Source organism: Sphingomonas sp. CCH10-B3 (assembly GCF_001556185.1).
In the GTDB taxonomy this organism is placed as follows: domain Bacteria; phylum Pseudomonadota; class Alphaproteobacteria; order Sphingomonadales; family Sphingomonadaceae; genus Sphingomonas; species Sphingomonas aquatica.
Map to the genome: position 1 here is coordinate 58538 of NZ_LSIJ01000064.1, position 14901 is coordinate 73438.

Annotated in this window: 16 protein-coding genes and 1 tRNA gene; 8 read left to right on the forward strand and 9 right to left on the reverse strand. The window is 65.9% G+C overall.

The window, feature by feature from the left end:
• Positions 1–14: 14 nt before the first annotated feature.
• From AX672_RS11365 to AX672_RS11375, 3 genes are all read right to left on the reverse strand, one after another.
• Positions 15–1073, reverse strand: coding sequence for a hypothetical protein (locus AX672_RS11365; RefSeq protein WP_066651468.1), 1059 nt, complete (start codon positions 1071–1073; stop codon positions 15–17).
• A gap of 72 nt (positions 1074–1145) precedes the next feature.
• A complete protein-coding gene (locus AX672_RS11370; protein ID WP_066651470.1) occupies positions 1146–1607 on the reverse strand; it encodes a hypothetical protein in 462 nt (153 codons plus the stop codon).
• 12 nt (positions 1608–1619) lie between these two features.
• Entirely contained in the window at positions 1620–2588 is a 969-nt protein-coding gene (locus AX672_RS11375; RefSeq protein ID WP_066651475.1) for a DUF11 domain-containing protein, read from the reverse strand.
• A 248-nt stretch (positions 2589–2836) separates the two neighbouring features.
• Between AX672_RS11375 and AX672_RS11380 the strand changes: the two genes are divergently transcribed.
• A complete protein-coding gene (locus AX672_RS11380; protein WP_231731295.1) occupies positions 2837–3469 on the forward strand; it encodes a response regulator transcription factor in 633 nt (210 codons plus the stop codon).
• Here AX672_RS11380 and AX672_RS11385 read toward each other — a convergent pair.
• The 4 genes from AX672_RS11385 to AX672_RS11400 form a co-directional block, all read right to left on the reverse strand.
• Entirely contained in the window at positions 3445–3831 is a 387-nt protein-coding gene (locus AX672_RS11385) for an Hpt domain-containing protein (RefSeq protein WP_066651480.1), read from the reverse strand. The genes AX672_RS11380 and AX672_RS11385 overlap by 25 nt on opposite strands.
• Positions 3828–6257: a PAS domain-containing protein gene (locus AX672_RS11390; RefSeq protein ID WP_066651482.1), complete on the reverse strand. Its 2430-nt coding sequence runs from the start codon at positions 6255–6257 to the stop codon at positions 3828–3830. The genes AX672_RS11385 and AX672_RS11390 overlap by 4 nt, the downstream gene beginning before the upstream one ends.
• A gap of 315 nt (positions 6258–6572) precedes the next feature.
• Positions 6573–6649, reverse strand: a tRNA-Pro gene (locus AX672_RS11395).
• A gap of 59 nt (positions 6650–6708) precedes the next feature.
• Positions 6709–7125, reverse strand: coding sequence for a PaaI family thioesterase (locus AX672_RS11400; protein ID WP_066651483.1), 417 nt, complete (start codon positions 7123–7125; stop codon positions 6709–6711).
• A gap of 125 nt (positions 7126–7250) precedes the next feature.
• Between AX672_RS11400 and yajC the strand changes: the two genes are divergently transcribed.
• The 5 genes from yajC to AX672_RS11425 are packed head-to-tail and all read left to right on the forward strand — an operon-like array spanning position 7251 to position 11779.
• Entirely contained in the window at positions 7251–7592 is a 342-nt protein-coding gene (gene yajC / locus AX672_RS11405; protein WP_066651485.1) for a preprotein translocase subunit YajC, read from the forward strand.
• A 4-nt stretch (positions 7593–7596) separates the two neighbouring features.
• A complete protein-coding gene (gene secD, locus AX672_RS11410; RefSeq protein ID WP_066651487.1) occupies positions 7597–9186 on the forward strand; it encodes a protein translocase subunit SecD in 1590 nt (529 codons plus the stop codon).
• A gap of 12 nt (positions 9187–9198) precedes the next feature.
• Entirely contained in the window at positions 9199–10173 is a 975-nt protein-coding gene (gene secF, locus AX672_RS11415; RefSeq protein ID WP_066651489.1) for a protein translocase subunit SecF, read from the forward strand.
• A 10-nt stretch (positions 10174–10183) separates the two neighbouring features.
• Positions 10184–10555: an Mth938-like domain-containing protein gene (locus tag AX672_RS11420; RefSeq protein WP_066651490.1), complete on the forward strand. Its 372-nt coding sequence runs from the start codon at positions 10184–10186 to the stop codon at positions 10553–10555.
• Positions 10556–10615: 60 nt separating this feature from the next.
• Positions 10616–11779, forward strand: a complete 1164-nt coding sequence (locus AX672_RS11425) for a DUF3089 domain-containing protein (RefSeq protein ID WP_066651576.1) — start codon at positions 10616–10618, stop codon at positions 11777–11779.
• Positions 11780–11928: 149 nt separating this feature from the next.
• On the opposite strand, the gene AX672_RS11430 is transcribed toward AX672_RS11425, so the two are convergent.
• On the reverse strand, positions 11929–13005 hold the full coding sequence (locus tag AX672_RS11430) for a serine hydrolase domain-containing protein (protein ID WP_082730517.1): 1077 nt from the start codon (positions 13003–13005) through the stop codon (positions 11929–11931).
• Between AX672_RS11430 and AX672_RS11435 the strand changes: the two genes are divergently transcribed.
• Together AX672_RS11435 and AX672_RS11440 are read left to right on the forward strand one after the other, a co-directional pair.
• Positions 13004–13342, forward strand: a complete 339-nt coding sequence (locus tag AX672_RS11435; RefSeq protein ID WP_066651494.1) for a hypothetical protein — start codon at positions 13004–13006, stop codon at positions 13340–13342. The two genes, AX672_RS11430 and AX672_RS11435, sit on opposite strands and share 2 nt — an antisense overlap.
• A gap of 16 nt (positions 13343–13358) precedes the next feature.
• On the forward strand, positions 13359–13838 hold the full coding sequence (locus AX672_RS11440) for a DUF4188 domain-containing protein (protein WP_066651495.1): 480 nt from the start codon (positions 13359–13361) through the stop codon (positions 13836–13838).
• Here the strand turns inward: AX672_RS11440 and AX672_RS11445 are convergent.
• Entirely contained in the window at positions 13835–14857 is a 1023-nt protein-coding gene (locus AX672_RS11445; protein ID WP_066651496.1) for an MnmA/TRMU family protein, read from the reverse strand. The two genes, AX672_RS11440 and AX672_RS11445, sit on opposite strands and share 4 nt — an antisense overlap.
• Between the last annotated feature and the right edge of the window lie 44 nt (positions 14858–14901).

Sequence of the window (14901 nt, forward strand, 5' to 3'; positions counted from 1 at the left end):
GCGACTTGAACCGCTTAGTTGATGGTCACGCGGAAGATGACGCCGCGTGCATCGCCGGGGGCCAGCGTCGGGATGGTCGCCGTGACCGTCCCTGATGCCTGGCTGCCGGTGACATTGCCGTCGGCGTTGCAGGTGCTGCCCGTCACCGTCGTGTTGGCGCTGACGCCGAAGCTCGACAGATAGGTCGTGGCACTCGGCAGCGGATCGCTGATGGCGACGCTGTTGGCGACCGCACCGCCCGCGGCGTTGCGGATGATGACGCAATATTGCACCACCGCGCCCGGAACGGCCTTGGGATTGGTCGTGCCGTTGAACGGATCGCTGATGATCGTGCTCGACTTGGTGACGGTGAGCGCCGCCGCAAGGACGGTATAGTCGTCACGTGCCGAGAAGGCACCGTCACGGGCGGCATCGGTCGCGCCCGCGCCATCGGCGAAGACGGTGTCGACGCCGCTGGTGTTGGCACCCGTCGTCTGGGTGATCGCTGCACCCAGCGTACCGGCGGCGCCACCTTCGCGTGCGGTTGCCGTCAGCGTCACGGCGGCAACATCGCCCGTCACGCGCGTGATCGGCACATCGGCGACGATGAACACGGTTGCCGACGCGTCGGCGGCCAGTTCATCGAGGCTGGTGACGAGCGTGTCCTCGGCACCGTAGCTGCCGGCGCCTGCACCCGTCGCGTCGCGATAGATGCGGACGTTGGTCACGTCGAAATTGTCGGTATTGCTGTGGGCACCCGCGCCGCCCGCCTGCTGGGCTGCGACCAGCGCGAAGTCGAGCGCGGTGTTCGATGTGTTGGTGACCGTGAACGCCGTGACTGCCGCCAGCTGGTTGGGCGATACCGAGGTCGTGGTGGTGCCGACTTCGGCGACGGTCAGGCTGATCTTGCGGTCGACGGTGAAGGTGTCGGACGCCTGGACAGCCGTTTGCGCAGCGCCGCCGACGGTGAAGTTGACGGTAACCGTATTGGTGATCTGGGTGCCCGAGGTGGTTCCGCTTGCGAGGGCCGGCGTGGCCGTCATCGCGAGCACGAAGCTCCCCGTCGCGCCCAGCAGCTTGCTGGTGCGTTTCATGACTCAATAGTCCTTCGATATTGTGGTGCGCGCCCTTGACCGACCCACCGGCGCGCTAAGTGGGCAGGAAGACTAGCGAACGACCCCGCGGAAGCTCAGCGACCCCGACGCCCCCGGCGGCATCGCGCCTGCCAGCACCCAGCGCAGGTGCGTGACATCGACCGGCTGGGCCGCGCGGATCGTGCCGTCGGCCTTGCGGACCTTCAGCGTCGAAAGCAGGCCGAAGCTGCGACCGCCGTCGACCGATACCTGCACGCCGGGCGAGGCTTCGCCCGTGAACTGGACCGCGGCCGGGACCGGATTGTTGACAACGAAATCATTGACGGGCTTGCCGGTCGCGTTGCGATAGCTGATCGTGATGACCAGCCGGTCGCCGGGGAAAACCGGCTTCGGGTCGCGCAGCACGGTCTGCTGCTTGCCGTTGACGGTGACCTGCTTTTCGACCTGGATCTTGCTCGACAGCTCAACCGTCGGTGCCGCCTGGGCAGCGCCGGCAAGCGAGAGGGCAATGATCGCGAAGGGGAAGAATTTCATGGGCCTCTCCAATTAGTTGATCTTGACCTTGAAGGTCAGCACACGCTGCACGCCGCCCGGCACCGTGCCGAGCGTTGCGGTAACTCGGTTGGCAGCAAAGCTGCCGGCATCGCCGTCGGCGGCGTCGGTCAGCCGGACACCATCGAGATCGAGCGATTCGGCGATATAGCTGGTGCCATCGGGAATGGCGTCGCCGAGCCGCAGATTGGCAAGGCTGCCCGATCCGGTGGTGCGCGCGACGAGCTTGTAGGTAATCGTGGCGCCGGGGATCGCGGCGGTGCCGCCATATTGATCGGCGACCGTCGCTGATTTGACCACATCGACATTTGCTGCGCTGACCCGGAGGTAGCCGCTGGCGGTGCGGTCCGCGGTCGTCGCGCCGGTGATCGCGTCGCCGCCGCCGGTGCCGCGACCCGCAAAGCTCGTCCCCGCAGGGCCGGTGCCCGTCACGGCCTGCGCCTGCAATGATATGGCCGCGCGCGCTGCGTCGTTCAGACCAGCCGGGATGTTGGCAATCACGAACACCGTCGCCGAAGACTCAGGCGCGATCAGCGGATCATTGGTCCCGGCGACATAGGCGGCGTCCTTGGCCGGGTCGTAAAGCCCATCGCCGTCGCTGTCGATCGCGATGCGGGTGATCACAGGGGTAAAGCCATTGCCGCCGACCGCGCCATTGGCAGTCAGGCGGAAATTCTCTTCGCCATTGCCGGCATTGGTGACGCGGAAGGTCAGCACTTCGCCCTGCACGGCGGGGCGGGTCGCGACGTCGCCCGAATTGGCGCTGGCGGTCGTGCCGGTCGGATCATCGAAGCTCGCGGTCGCGGTATTGTTGATGACGACGCCGGCGCGCGTCAGTTCGGCGGAGGCCGGAACCGCAACGCTCAGCAGGCCAAGGCCCGATGTCGCCGCGAGCCCGATTCGGAGAGCGGGCCGGTTCAGGGTGGGGCACAAGGCCCGGTCGGGGTGGGTGCGCTTTGTCATGAGCGGCGCTGTGGCCCGCAATAGTTAAACGATTGGTTGGGGCGTCCCGCTTTGGCTGGGTAACCATACTAAGGGATGAGGGAATGTGGTTACGAACGTCCGCTAGAGGGATGACGCCGCAGGAATCGCAGTTATGCGAGCCTGCCGCCGCGTCCTGCGGGCCCGCGCCGATGGATCGTCGGCGATTCGGCACATCGTAAATGAGTGAGTAATCGGTCCCGTTTATCACGATTGCAGGAGACGATCGCTTGGCCGTTAACATTCTGATTGCTGATGACCACCCGATCTGCGCTGCCGCGCTGGGCATGGCGGCGCGTCAGGTCGTCGCCGACGCCCGGACCGACCATGTCGAAAGTCTGACGGCGGCACTCGAACTGGCGTCGCGCGCGCGCTTCGATCTGGTTCTGCTCGATCTGAAATTGCCCGATGCTCAAGGCTTTGCGGGATTGATTGCCGTGACGAAGGCGCAGCCGGGGGTGCCGGTTGCAATCGTCAGCAGCATCGACGCGCCGTCGACGATGCAGCAGGCGATGCGCCACGGCGCCAGCGGCTATATCGCCAAGAGCGCGCCGATGAGCGCCATGATTGCGGCGATTCGCGCGCTGCTTGCCGGTGGCCAGGTCTTTCCACCCGAAGCCTTTCAGGACCTGCCGCCTTCGCCCCTGCCCGATGCGGCGGCGCGAATCGGCGAATTGTCGGCGGCGCAACTGCGTGTGTTGCGCGCGGCCGCCAGCGGCAGCGCGAACAAGCAACTCGCCTATGAACTCGGTATCAGCGAACCGACCGTGAAGACGCATTTCGCGCAGATCTTCCGCAAGCTCGGCGTCACCAACCGGACGCAGGCGATTCTCGCGCTTCAGTCGCTCGACGTCGAAAGCTGATCGCGCAGCCGCCGCAGCGCGTCGCACGCCTGCTCGGCAATCCAGGCCAGCCGCAGCGGGGAAGGTGCCAGCGGATCGAGCTGCTCGATCGCGCTGCAGGCGCCCGCCAGCGCAACCGCGCCCACGCCCGATGCCGCGCCGCGCAAGGCATGCGCCTGCCGCGACGCGAGCCGCGGCTGCGAAGCCGCCATCGCGGACAGGATCGACTTCACGCGCGGCGGGATGTCCTGCAGCATAAGATCGATCAGCGTGCGAAGCGCGACGTCGCCCAGCGCCGCGCGCAGATCGGCAAGCTTTTCCTCGTCGAGAACGATATCGACCAAGGGCGGCCGTGCCGCTGGCACGAAGGTGGCGGGCGTCATGCCGGGACATCCCGGATCGCTGCTGGCGCAACCCGATCGGGACCAGGCGCGGTCCAGCGCGCGATCATTGCCGACAGGCTGGCCATGGTGACGGGCTTGGGAAGATGGTCCTGCATCCCGGCGTCGCGGCACTGGTCGATGTCGGTCGCATAGGCATTGGCGGTCAGCGCGACGATCGGCAGCCGGTCGGCGTCGATTCCGCTGGCGCGGATCGCGCGCGTCGCGTCAATCCCGTCGCAGACGGGCATCTGGATATCCATCAGCACCAGTTCATAGGGTGCGTCGCCGCGTGCCGCCGCGATCACGCGGTCGGCGGCCGCCTCGCCATCGGCGACGATGTCGGGGACGATGTCCATCTTCGCCAGCATCGCGCGGATCAACTGCTGGTTGACCGGATGATCCTCAGCCACCAGCACGCGTAAGCCTGCTGACGGTCGGGCTGTGGCCTGATTGGCGTCGGGCAGAGCGGGCGCGACGACATCATCCTCGCCTGCGACCAGCAGCGGAATGCAGAAGCGGACGGTCGTGCCGACGCCGGGTGTGCTGTCGAGCGCAATCGTGCCTGCCATCAGCCGGACCAGCTCGGCACTGATCGCCAGCCCAAGCCCCGACCCGCCATAGCGTCGCGCGGTGGTTTCGTCGGCCTGCACGAACTCGCCGAAAACGGCTTGCTGGTGATCGCGGTCGATACCGATGCCGGTATCGCTGACGGCAATCTGAAGCATGTCCTGATCGCCATCGGTCGCGATCGACACTGCAACCGAGATATCGCCCTCATCGGTGAATTTGACGGCATTGCCGATCAAGTTGAGGATCACCTGACGCAGCCGAAGGTCATCCCCCAGCACGGTCTGGGGCACGTCATCGGCAATCGAGGTGATGATCGTCAGCCCCTTTTGATCGACGAGCGGTTTCATCAGTGACGCGCAGTTGCGCAGCAATTGGCGGACGTCGACCGCGTGGCAGCCGATCATCATTTGCCCGACTTCAATCTTCGACAGATCGAGGATGTCGTTCAGGAGCCGCATCATCGCCGCGCCGGAATCGGCAATCATCTGCACCTTGCCGCGCTGCGCGTCGGTGAGCGGTTCCGCGAGCAGCAAGTCGGTAAAGCCGATCACCCCGTTCATCGGCGTGCGGATCTCATGGCTCATATTGGCAAGGAAGGTGCTTTTGGCCCGCGCGGCGGCCTCGGCATCGGCGCGCGCCTGGCGCAGCGCCGCTTCGCGCTCGTGGCGCTCGGTCACGTCGCGGACCGAATCCGAAATCTCGATGATCCGCCCGTCGGCGCCGCGGTGGAAGCGCGGTTTGGCCTCGAGCCAGCGGACCCGGCCGTCCTTGGCGCGAACGCGGTATTCGATCGTCATCCGGTCGCCGGATTTGCAGCTTTCGGCAAAAGCCTTGGCGACGCGTTGATGATCGTCGGGCAAGATGAATTCAAACGGGGTCCGACCGACGAGTTCCTCGGGACGAAAGCCGAGCATGTCCTCGACCGAGGGCGACATGTAGCGGAACCTGCCATCGACGCCATAGACCGAAATGACATCGCTCAGATTGCTCGCGAGCAGGCGATAGCGATGCTCGCTTTCGGTCAGCGCGAGCGCCGCCAGATGCTGGTCGGTGATGTCCTGGAACAGCCCGAAGATCGAGGTAACCTCGCCATTCGCATCGCGTGCACATTCGGCCTTGGCGAGCGTATGCCGGATCTTGCCGTCGGGGCGGCGGATGCGCAGCGTCAGTTCATAACCTTCGCCGGTGGCGATCGCATGGGCGACGCCGCGGCGCAGCATGTCGCGGTCGTCTTCATGATAAAGCGACAGGATAGCAGCGAAATCGGGCACATCGGTCGCCGGGGGCAGGCCGAGAATGCGATACACTTGGTCGGACCCGGTGATCCGCTGGGTCGCGACATCGAAGCGCCAGTGACCGACGCCGGCCATGGCCTCGGCAATGCCCATCAGCCGCCGCTGTTCATCAAAGGCGGCGCGCGCGCGGGCGAGATCGAGCTGGTCGACAATCAGCCGCCCAAGCGTCTGCAGAAAGCGCAATTCACCCGGACCCGGGCGACACCGCGGCGTGTTGTCGACGATGCACAAGATGCCGACTGGCTGGCCGTCCGCCGCGACCATCGCCGCACCGGAATAAAAGCGCACGCCGGGCGCGCCTTGCACGAGTGGTGCCGACGCAAAGCGGTCGTCGAGTGTCGCGTCCTCGACCACCATCATCGTGCCGGGGCCATCATGCAGGACATGTTCGCAAAAAATGAGTTCGTCGGGCGCGTCGGCAATGTCCATGCCGACACAGGCCTTCAGCCGCAGTCGATCCTGCTCGATCAGCGACACCATCGCGATCGGTACGCCGAAATGCTCGGCCGCGATTTCGGCAAAATAGCGCAGGTCGACGTCGGGCGCGGGTTCCGTCGGCACGGGTGCCGTCAAAACCCCTGGCGCCGCCCCGTTGCGTCGCTGCTCATCGTTGCTCGCCAACAAACCTGACTTCCCCACCCCGGTCCGGTCCGCTCTCCCAGCGCCGAACATTGCCGATATCTGCATCGGTCATGGTTAATTTTCTGACAGCCAAGCTGGCCGAGGTGGATCAATAAGGCGGAGGACGGGTTTGTTTAAGCACCATATTGCGATTGCGCGAGACGTCTTGCGCCCAAGAGCGCGCGCCGGGGCCGCTTGACGCCGCAGGTCCGTTGCATGCGCGACCGGCTGGATGGGCTAGAATGGCGGGAATCTTGGTCGGGACGACAGGATTCGAACCTGCGACCCCCACACCCCCAGTGTGATGCGCTACCAGGCTGCGCTACGTCCCGACCGAGGGGCTGGCGCATAAGCAGCTTGGCGCGCCGATGCAAGCGTTGATGCGGGCCGTTCAGCCCTGGGCGGCGGGTACGCTGAACACCGCGCTCGCGCGCGCGACCAGCCGTTCGGGCGTCGCGACTGCGCATTCGGCAAAAGCAAGACTGCGCCCGACCCGCACCGGCCGCGCGCGAAACTCGAGCCAGTCGCCGATCCGCGCGCTACCGATCAGGTCGACCGACAGATTGACAGTGACAATGCCGCTCAACCCCTCGGTCGCCAGCACGCAGGCGATGCCCATCGCATTGTCGGCAAGCGCGGCGACCAGCCCGCCGTGCGCCATGCCGCGCGCATTAGTGTGCGGGGTGGCGATTTCGAGCGCCAGCACGAACGCGTCGCCATCGCGCCTCGACCAGAGCGGCTCCCACGGATCGGTGAGCGGGCTTTGGCGGAAATGGCGTGCAAAGCCGGGTGGCGGCGCGAGGCTCACTACTCAACCCTCTTGAGACCGCGCATATCCGCTCCAATCATTGCGAAGTTGGATAACCCGTGATAGCGCGCCCCCCTTATAGGGCGCCCGAAGGTGCCGCCACCCTTTTCCAGCCCAGGACGTGCATGTTCGCTTCCCCAGCTTTTGCCCAGACCGCCGGCGGTGCCGTCGGCAGTGACGCGACCGCCCAGTTGATCGGCATTGCGCCGCTGTTTCTGGTCTTCATCGCATTCTACTTCCTGATGATCCGCCCTCAGCAGAAGCGGATGAAGGAGCTTCAGAACGCCGTGAACGCCGTCAAGAAGGGCGATGAGATTACCACGGCCGGCGGCATCATCGGCAAGGTGACCAAGGTCGACGAGCGCGTCGCCGAAGTCGAGATCGCCCAGGGCGTGCGCGTGCGCGTCGTCAAGTCGACGATCGCCGCGGTTGCGGCCACCGGCGCCGCCAAGCCCGCGAACGACTGAAGCCATGCTCGATTTCCCTCGCTGGAAAGTTGCGTCGATCATCGGCCTGCTTGTCGCGCTGATGCTGCTGTCGGTGCCGACCTTCCTGCCTGAAAAAATCACCGACAGCTGGGGCAGCTTCCCGCATCCGCGCGTCAATCTGGGGCTCGACCTCGCCGGTGGCAGTTATCTCCTGGTCGAGGCCGACGCCGATGAGCTGGTCAAGACGCGGATCGAGGCGATGCGCGAGCAGATCATCAACGAAATGCAGTCGGGCACGCCCAAGATCGACATCGGCGAAGTGTCGACTGACAATGGCCAGCTGAGCTTCCTGCTGCGCGACGTGACCCAGCTCGATGCGGCGCGCGAGCGGCTTAACCGGCTGACATCGGGCGTCGGGCTTACCGGGCAACGCGACTGGGACCTGACCTTCGTCGACGCGACCCGCGTGGTGATGAAGCCGACCCAGGCGGGCACCGACAAGGCAATCAACGATGCGATGAACACCGCGACCGATGTCGTGCGCGTCCGCATCGACAAGCTCGGCACGCGCGAACCGACCATCGTCCGCCAGGGCGCCAGCCGCATCGTTGTGCAGGTGCCGGGGCTAAAGGACCCGCAGGCGCTAAAGGATCTGCTCGGCAAGACGGCCAAGCTCGAATTCAAGATGGTCGAGAACATCCCCTATGTCGAAGGCGGCATCCTGCCGCCGGGGACGCAGGCGCTGCCCTATCCCGAAGGCGGGCAGGGCGCGAAAATCGTCGTCCAGCGCCGCGCGATCATCACCGGCGACCAGCTGCTCAGCGCGAAACAGGCGTATAAGCAGGAAGACAATTCGCCGATCGTCGAATTCGCTTTCAACGCCGATGGCGGGCGCAAGTTCGCCGAAGTGACGCAGGAAAATGTCGGGCGGCGCTTTGCGGTGGTGGTCGACGGCCAAGTGATCTCGGCACCCAACATCCAGTCGCCGATTCTGGGCGGCTCGGGCTATATCGAGGGGTCGTTCAGCGTCAAATCGGCCAACGAACTCGCGATTGCGCTCAGCTCGGGCAAGCTCCCGATCTCGCTGAAAGTGGTCGAGGAACGCACCGTCGGCCCCGAACTCGGCGCTGACTCGATCCGCGCCGGCATCACTGCATCGATCATCGCGACGGTGGCCGTGATCGTGTTCATGCTTGTGACTTATGGCCGCTTCGGCGTTTATGCGAACGTCGCCGTCGTCATCAACGTGCTGATTATCCTCGGCGTGCTTGCGGTCATCGGCGGCACGTTGACCTTGCCGGGCATCGCTGGCTTCGTGCTGACGATCGGCACCGCGGTCGACGCAAACGTGCTGATCAACGAGCGCATCCGCGAGGAACAGCGGCGCGGGCGCAGCGTGCTGCAGTCGGTCGAGCTCGGCTACAAGGAAGCGAGCCGCACGATCTTCGAAGCAAACGTCACGCACGCGATTTCGGGCGTGATCATGCTGCTGCTCGGCTCGGGGCCGGTGAAGGGCTTTGCGGTCGTGCTGCTGATCGGCATCGTTACCTCGGTGTTCACTGCCGTTGTCTTCACGCGCATGCTCGTCGTGCTGTGGCTGCGCCGCACGCGACCTGCGACACTCAATATCTGATCGGCTGATCCCATGCGGCTTTTGAAACTCGTCCCCGACAACACCAACATCGCCTTTGTCCGACTGCGTTACTGGGCGTTCGGGCTGACGACCCTGTTGTCGGTCGGTGCGATCGTTTGCGTGTTGCTGTTCCGGCTCAACCTCGGCGTCGATTTCGTCGGCGGGCTTACGATCGAGGAGAAATTCAGCAAATCGCCCGACATCGAAACGCTGCGCAAGACGGTGGACGACCTTGGCCTCGGCGAAGTACGACTCCAGCCCTATGGCGACGGCAAGACCGTGTCGATCCGCCTGCCCCCGCCCAAGAGCGACGATAAGGGCGCGACCGAGGCGGTGGTGAAGCGCGTGCAGGCGGCGATCACCGCCAAATTCCCCGACGCGCGCTTTTCGAAGCAGGATGCGGTGTCGGGCAAGGTTTCGAACGAGCTGATCTGGAAGGGCATTCTCGCCGTCATTCTCGCGGTGATCGGGATCGGCCTGTTTGCGATGCTGCGCTTCGAATGGCAGTTCGGCGTGTCGACCGTCGTCGCGATCGTCCACGACGTGCTGATGACGCTGGGATTTTTTGCGGTCAGCCAGTTCGAATTCGACCTGAACATCGTCGCGGCGGTGCTGACGATCATCGGCTATTCGATCAACGACAAGATCGTCATCGACGACCGTATCCGCGAAAATATGCGCCGCTATCGCAAAATGGACATGCGCGAAATCGTCGACCTGTCGGTCAATGAAACGCTGCCGCGTACGGTGATGACCTCGCTGACGATCCTGCTGGCGCTGATCGCGCTGCTGATCTTCGGCGGGCCAGTGCTGCGCGCCTTCACCGCCGCGATGATCCTAGGCGTCGTCGTCGGGACCTATTCGTCGATCTATGTGTCGTCGTCGTTGCTGATCACGCTAGGCCTGCGCGCCGAGCCAGTCGCGCCGCCGCCGGGCAAGGCATCGCCGATGGCAGGCGCCGAGCGGATCGGGCCGATCGACAAGTGACGCTCAGCAAATGAAGCTGGCGCGCGAGGCTGGCAGCGACGGCCCGCTGATCTCAGGGTTCGTGCGCGGTGGTTTCCGCGTGGACGACAATGTCTACACCGCGCTGCTGATCACGCCGCGGCGTGCCGATGGCTGGACGCCGCCGCCGGTCGAAGCGCTCGACGAAGCCGCGCTCGCGTCGCTGCTCGCACTTGATCCGGCGCCCGAGTTCATCCTGCTGGGCACCGGGGCGACGCTTCAACTGCCGCCGCGCGGACTGGTGGCGGCGCTGGAGGCGCGCGGGATCGGGCTCGAGCCGATGGACAGCCGTGCCGCCGCTCGCGCCTGGGCAGTGCTGCGCGGCGAAGGCCGATGGATCGCGGGCGCGCTCTATCCGCTTTAACCCCTCGACGGGCGCGTGGGCCGCGCTATGGTCGCGGCAAAACAGATGGGGAAGAGTGCCATGAAATCCGTCGCCCTGATCGCGCTTGCGGTCGCCGCCGTCGCCAGCCCGTCGCTTGCGCAGCAGGCACCGTCGCCCGCCGCTGCGCCCAACTATGCCCAGCCCGAGACGTGGCTGTGCCTGCCCGGTCGGGCCGATGCCTGTGCGGCCAATCAGGACGCGACGATTGTCGCCGCCAACGGCACGCAGACGGTCGAGGCGTTCAAGCCCGCCGCCGCGCCCAAGTTCGACTGTTTCTACGTCTATCCGACCGTGTCGCTCGACCCGACGCCCAACAGCGACATGAACGCGGGGCTCGAGGAGCGTACCGTCGCGACCTTCCAGGCGGCACGATTCGGCAAATATTGCCGCGTCTTCGCGCCGCTCTATCGCCAGATCACGCTCGGCGCGCTGCGTACCGTGATGGGTGGCGGCGCGCTCTCCGCCGATCGCGCGATGGCCTATGGCGATGTGAAGGCGGCGTGGAACCATTATCTCGCGACCGAGAACAAAGGACGCGGTGTGGTGCTGATCGGGCATAGTCAGGGATCGGGCATGCTCAAGGAGCTGATCGCGCAGGAAATCGACGGCAAGCCGGTGTCGAGGCAGATCATCTCGGCGATGCTGCTCGGCACCAATGTCGCGGTGCCGGCGGGCAAGACGGTGGGCGGCGACCTGAAGGCGTTTCCGCTCTGCACCGCCGCCACCCAGACCGGGTGCCTGATCACTTACGTCACTTTCCGCGCCGACGCGCCGCCGCCCGAAAACAGCCGCTTCGGCGTCGTGCCGCAGCCGGGGATGATCGCGGCCTGCACCAATCCGGCCGCGCTCGGCGGCGGCAAGGCTGTGACCAACAATTACCTCGGCACGCGCGGGGCGGGGCTCGGCAGCGGCATCCAGGCGCCGTGGGTGAAGGACGGCCCCGCCGTGGCGACCCCGTTCGTGAAGGCGCCGGGGCTGCTGAGCTCGGAATGCGTGCGCAACGGCAAGTTCAGCTATCTCGCCGTCACCGTCAACGCCGACCCCGCCGATCCGCGCACCGACACGATCGCGGGCGATGTCGTGATCCTCAACAAGATCCTCCCCGACTGGGGCCTGCACCTGATCGACATGCCGGTGGTGATGGGCAATCTGGTCGAGCTTGCGAATACGCAGGCGAAAGCCTGGGCGGCGAAGAAGCGGTGAGGGCGCGGCGCGTCTAACTTTTCGGAAACATGTCATTCCCGCGCAGGCGGGAATCCATAATGGCTGAAGTCACCCGCTAAGCCTTTGCGCGGCGACTATGGATCCCCGCCTGCGCGGGGATGACGTGCTGTCCCAGCGGCGGGTGCGCGTCAGCCGCCCGGCACCAGTTCCGCCGCGATCTTGCCCATCGCATGCTCGACCACGTCGAGCCGGTCCTCGCGGGTGTTGCCGACCCGCACGAAGACATAGGCGTGCGGCTTGCCGTCGCGGCCGGTGCCGCGAAACGTCAGCACATATTGGCCGAGATGGCCGTTCATCGAGGCAATCGCCGGGCCCTTGCCGTCGGCGGCAAAGCGGTTGAGCCAAGTCTGGCCGCCGTAGATCGCTTTCTTCGGCGACGGCGTCTTCATGAAGGCGAGCCAGTCGGGCCCGATCACTTGGCTCCCGTCGGCGCCCTTGCCGTCGAGCAGCAGCGCGCCGACCCTTGCGAAATCGGGCAGCGACAAATGGATCAGCGACCCGCCGATCTGCGTCCCCGCGCCGTCGAATTCGAGCACGACCCCCGCCGCGCCTGCCGGCGTGTAGAGCCGTTCGAAAGCGAAATCGCGATACGCCTTGGCACGCACCTTCGGATCGCGGCTGTCGGTCAGCGTGCGCGCGACGATTTCCGACAGGATGATCGTCGTCAGCGAGCTATATTCGAATTTTTCGCCGGGCTTGGCTTCAAGCGGCTGGCCGATCGCGCGCGCGGCCATGTTGTTGGTACCGCTGGCGAACAGCACCTGATTGGTGTCGCTGGCCTCGATCGGCTTGCCGACTTCGGTGTGCTTCAGTCCCGACGCCATCTGCAGCAACTGCCGCAGGGTGATCGCCGCGCGGGGATCGCCGGGCTTGCGCCATTCGGCAATCGGCGCAGGCGCGTCGAGTTGCAGCTTGCCGTCGCTCACCAGCTCGCCGACCAGCATCGCCGTCATCGTCTTTGCGGTCGACCAGCTGATGAAGCGATTCGCGTCGGAATAGCCGGGCGCATAGCGTTTCGCGATGACCTTGCCGTCCTCGATCAGGATTGCCGCGCGGGTGTCGCCCTGATCGGCGGCGAACAGCGGCGCCAGCACATCGTCGGGTGAAGCGGCAACCGGCGCGGCGCTGCCGATCAGCGTGAGCGCTGCGAGCGCGGGCAGGGCAAGCTTGCGTTGCATCGGCGGCAGGATAGAGTGCGCGCCCATGATGGCAAGACGGATCGGTATCGGCGCACTGCTGCTGGTGTTCGCAGGCTTGATTGCGGCGTGGCTCTATGCGCGCTCGATCACGCCGCAGATCGAACTCGGCGTCGGCTATGGCGCGCGCGTTGCCTGTGCGTGCCGCTACATCGGCAATCGCGACCTGAACAGCTGCTACAAGGATTTCGAGCCGGGCATGGAGTCGATCGGCCTCACCGACGATCCCGCCACCAAGACCGTCACCGCCTCGGTCCCGCTGCTGGCGTCGCGGTCGGTGCGGTTCGATCCGGTCCTTGGCTGCCAGCCCGAACCGTTCAAGGGCACGCCGCTCAAAGTGCCATAACCCGGGGGATGCGCCGATGGCCGGAATCGTACCCGGACGGATGACGGCTGACCACAGCGGCGACATCGTCGTGTTCGTGATCGGCATGCGCGTCAACCGGCTGTTGGCGGTCGGCAAGTGGTTGCCGGTGTTCCGGGCGATGGGGGCAATGCTCGGCGAGCTGCATCGCGACTCCGACAGCGGTTTTCTCGCCTATGAAATGTGCTGGAAATCGCCGCGCCAGCCAGTGCTGATCCAATATTGGCGCTCGTTCGACGCGCTGGAGCGCTATGCGACCGACACGGACAGGGCGCATCGCCCGGCATGGGCCGCCTTCACGCGGGCGGCGCGGGGCAACAATGCGGTCGGCATCTTCCACGAAACCTATGTCGTGCGCGGCGGTGCGAGCGAGACGCTGTATCAGGATCTGCCTGCCTTCGGGCTCGGCAAGGCCAAGGGGCTGGTATCCGCCACAGGCAATCGCGAAGCCGCGCGCAGCCGACTGGCACAAAGCTAGGCGAACGCCGCCTCGGCGCGTTCGGTCGCCATGATCCAGCCGCCGCCGAGCACGCGCTCACCCGCGTAGAGCACTGCCGCCTGCCCCGGCGCGACGCCATATTCGGGTGCGTCGAAGACCACGCGGTCGCCCTCGAGCCGTGCCGGAACGGGCTTGGCGAGACTGCGCACCTTGGCGGTCAGCGGCCCGGCATGATCGCCGCCGATCCAGTTGATGCTAGCGAGCCGCGCCGCGCCCACCGCCAGCGCGCGCTTGGGGCCGACCACGACACGCTGCGTCTCGGGCTCGAGCCGGATCACATAGAGCGGCTCGTCGACGATCTCGCCGCCCGCCTCGGCTTCGGGCCGCAGTTTCTTGACGAGGCGCGCATAGTCGCCGTCGGGGACGAAGCAGATGTCCTGACTGTCAGGCTTGGCCGCAACGCCGAGGCCTATTTCGGCGGCAAGTTCGCGCACCCGCGCCTTCGGCATCCCGCCGAGCGGAAAGCGCAGATAACCGAGTTGCTCAGGCGTGGTCGCAAACAGGAAATAGCTCTGGTCGCGGGCCGGGTCGACGGCGCGGTGCAGCTCAGCGCCGCCCGCGCCTTCGACCCGGCGGACATAATGGCCGGTCGCGAGGCAATCGGCACCAAGATCGCGCGCGAGCTTGAGCAGGTCGGTGAACTTCGGCCCCATGTTGCACTTGATGCACGGGATGGGGGTGCGCCCGGCCAGATATTCGTCGGCGAAATCGTCGATCACGGCTTCGCGAAACGCCGTCTCGTGATCGAAGACATAATGCGCGATGCCGAGCTTGTCGCACACGGCGCGGGCATCGCGAATGTCGCGCCCGGCGCAGCAGCTGCCGGCGCGTCCAACGGCTTCGCCGTGATCGTAAAGCTGAAGCGTGATGCCGATCGTCTCGGCGCCGGTGCGCGCCGCCAGCGCGGCGACCACCGACGAGTCGACGCCACCCGACATCGCAACGACAATGCGCCTTGCGGTCGGGTTGTCACCCAGCTGGAAATCGCCCTCGATCATGGCGGCGCAGATAGGGGGTGCGCCGCGCCGATGCAAAGCCGCGA

Coding starts and splice junctions, on each gene's coding strand:
- AX672_RS11365 (WP_066651468.1), bottom strand. CDS start 1,073: ATGAAACGCACCAGCAAGCTGCTGGGCGCGACGGGGAGCTTCGTGCTC.
- AX672_RS11370 (WP_066651470.1), bottom strand. CDS start 1,607: ATGAAATTCTTCCCCTTCGCGATCATTGCCCTCTCGCTTGCCGGCGCT.
- AX672_RS11375 (WP_066651475.1), bottom strand. CDS start 2,588: ATGACAAAGCGCACCCACCCCGACCGGGCCTTGTGCCCCACCCTGAAC.
- AX672_RS11385 (WP_066651480.1), bottom strand. CDS start 3,831: ATGACGCCCGCCACCTTCGTGCCAGCGGCACGGCCGCCCTTGGTCGAT.
- yajC (WP_066651485.1), top strand. CDS start 7,251: ATGTTCGCTTCCCCAGCTTTTGCCCAGACCGCCGGCGGTGCCGTCGGC.
- secD (WP_066651487.1), top strand. CDS start 7,597: ATGCTCGATTTCCCTCGCTGGAAAGTTGCGTCGATCATCGGCCTGCTT.
- secF (WP_066651489.1), top strand. CDS start 9,199: ATGCGGCTTTTGAAACTCGTCCCCGACAACACCAACATCGCCTTTGTC.
- AX672_RS11420 (WP_066651490.1), top strand. CDS start 10,184: ATGAAGCTGGCGCGCGAGGCTGGCAGCGACGGCCCGCTGATCTCAGGG.
- AX672_RS11425 (WP_066651576.1), top strand. CDS start 10,616: ATGAAATCCGTCGCCCTGATCGCGCTTGCGGTCGCCGCCGTCGCCAGC.
- AX672_RS11435 (WP_066651494.1), top strand. CDS start 13,004: ATGATGGCAAGACGGATCGGTATCGGCGCACTGCTGCTGGTGTTCGCA.
- AX672_RS11430 (WP_082730517.1), bottom strand. CDS start 13,005: ATGGGCGCGCACTCTATCCTGCCGCCGATGCAACGCAAGCTTGCCCTG.
- AX672_RS11440 (WP_066651495.1), top strand. CDS start 13,359: ATGGCCGGAATCGTACCCGGACGGATGACGGCTGACCACAGCGGCGAC.
- AX672_RS11445 (WP_066651496.1), bottom strand. CDS start 14,857: ATGATCGAGGGCGATTTCCAGCTGGGTGACAACCCGACCGCAAGGCGC.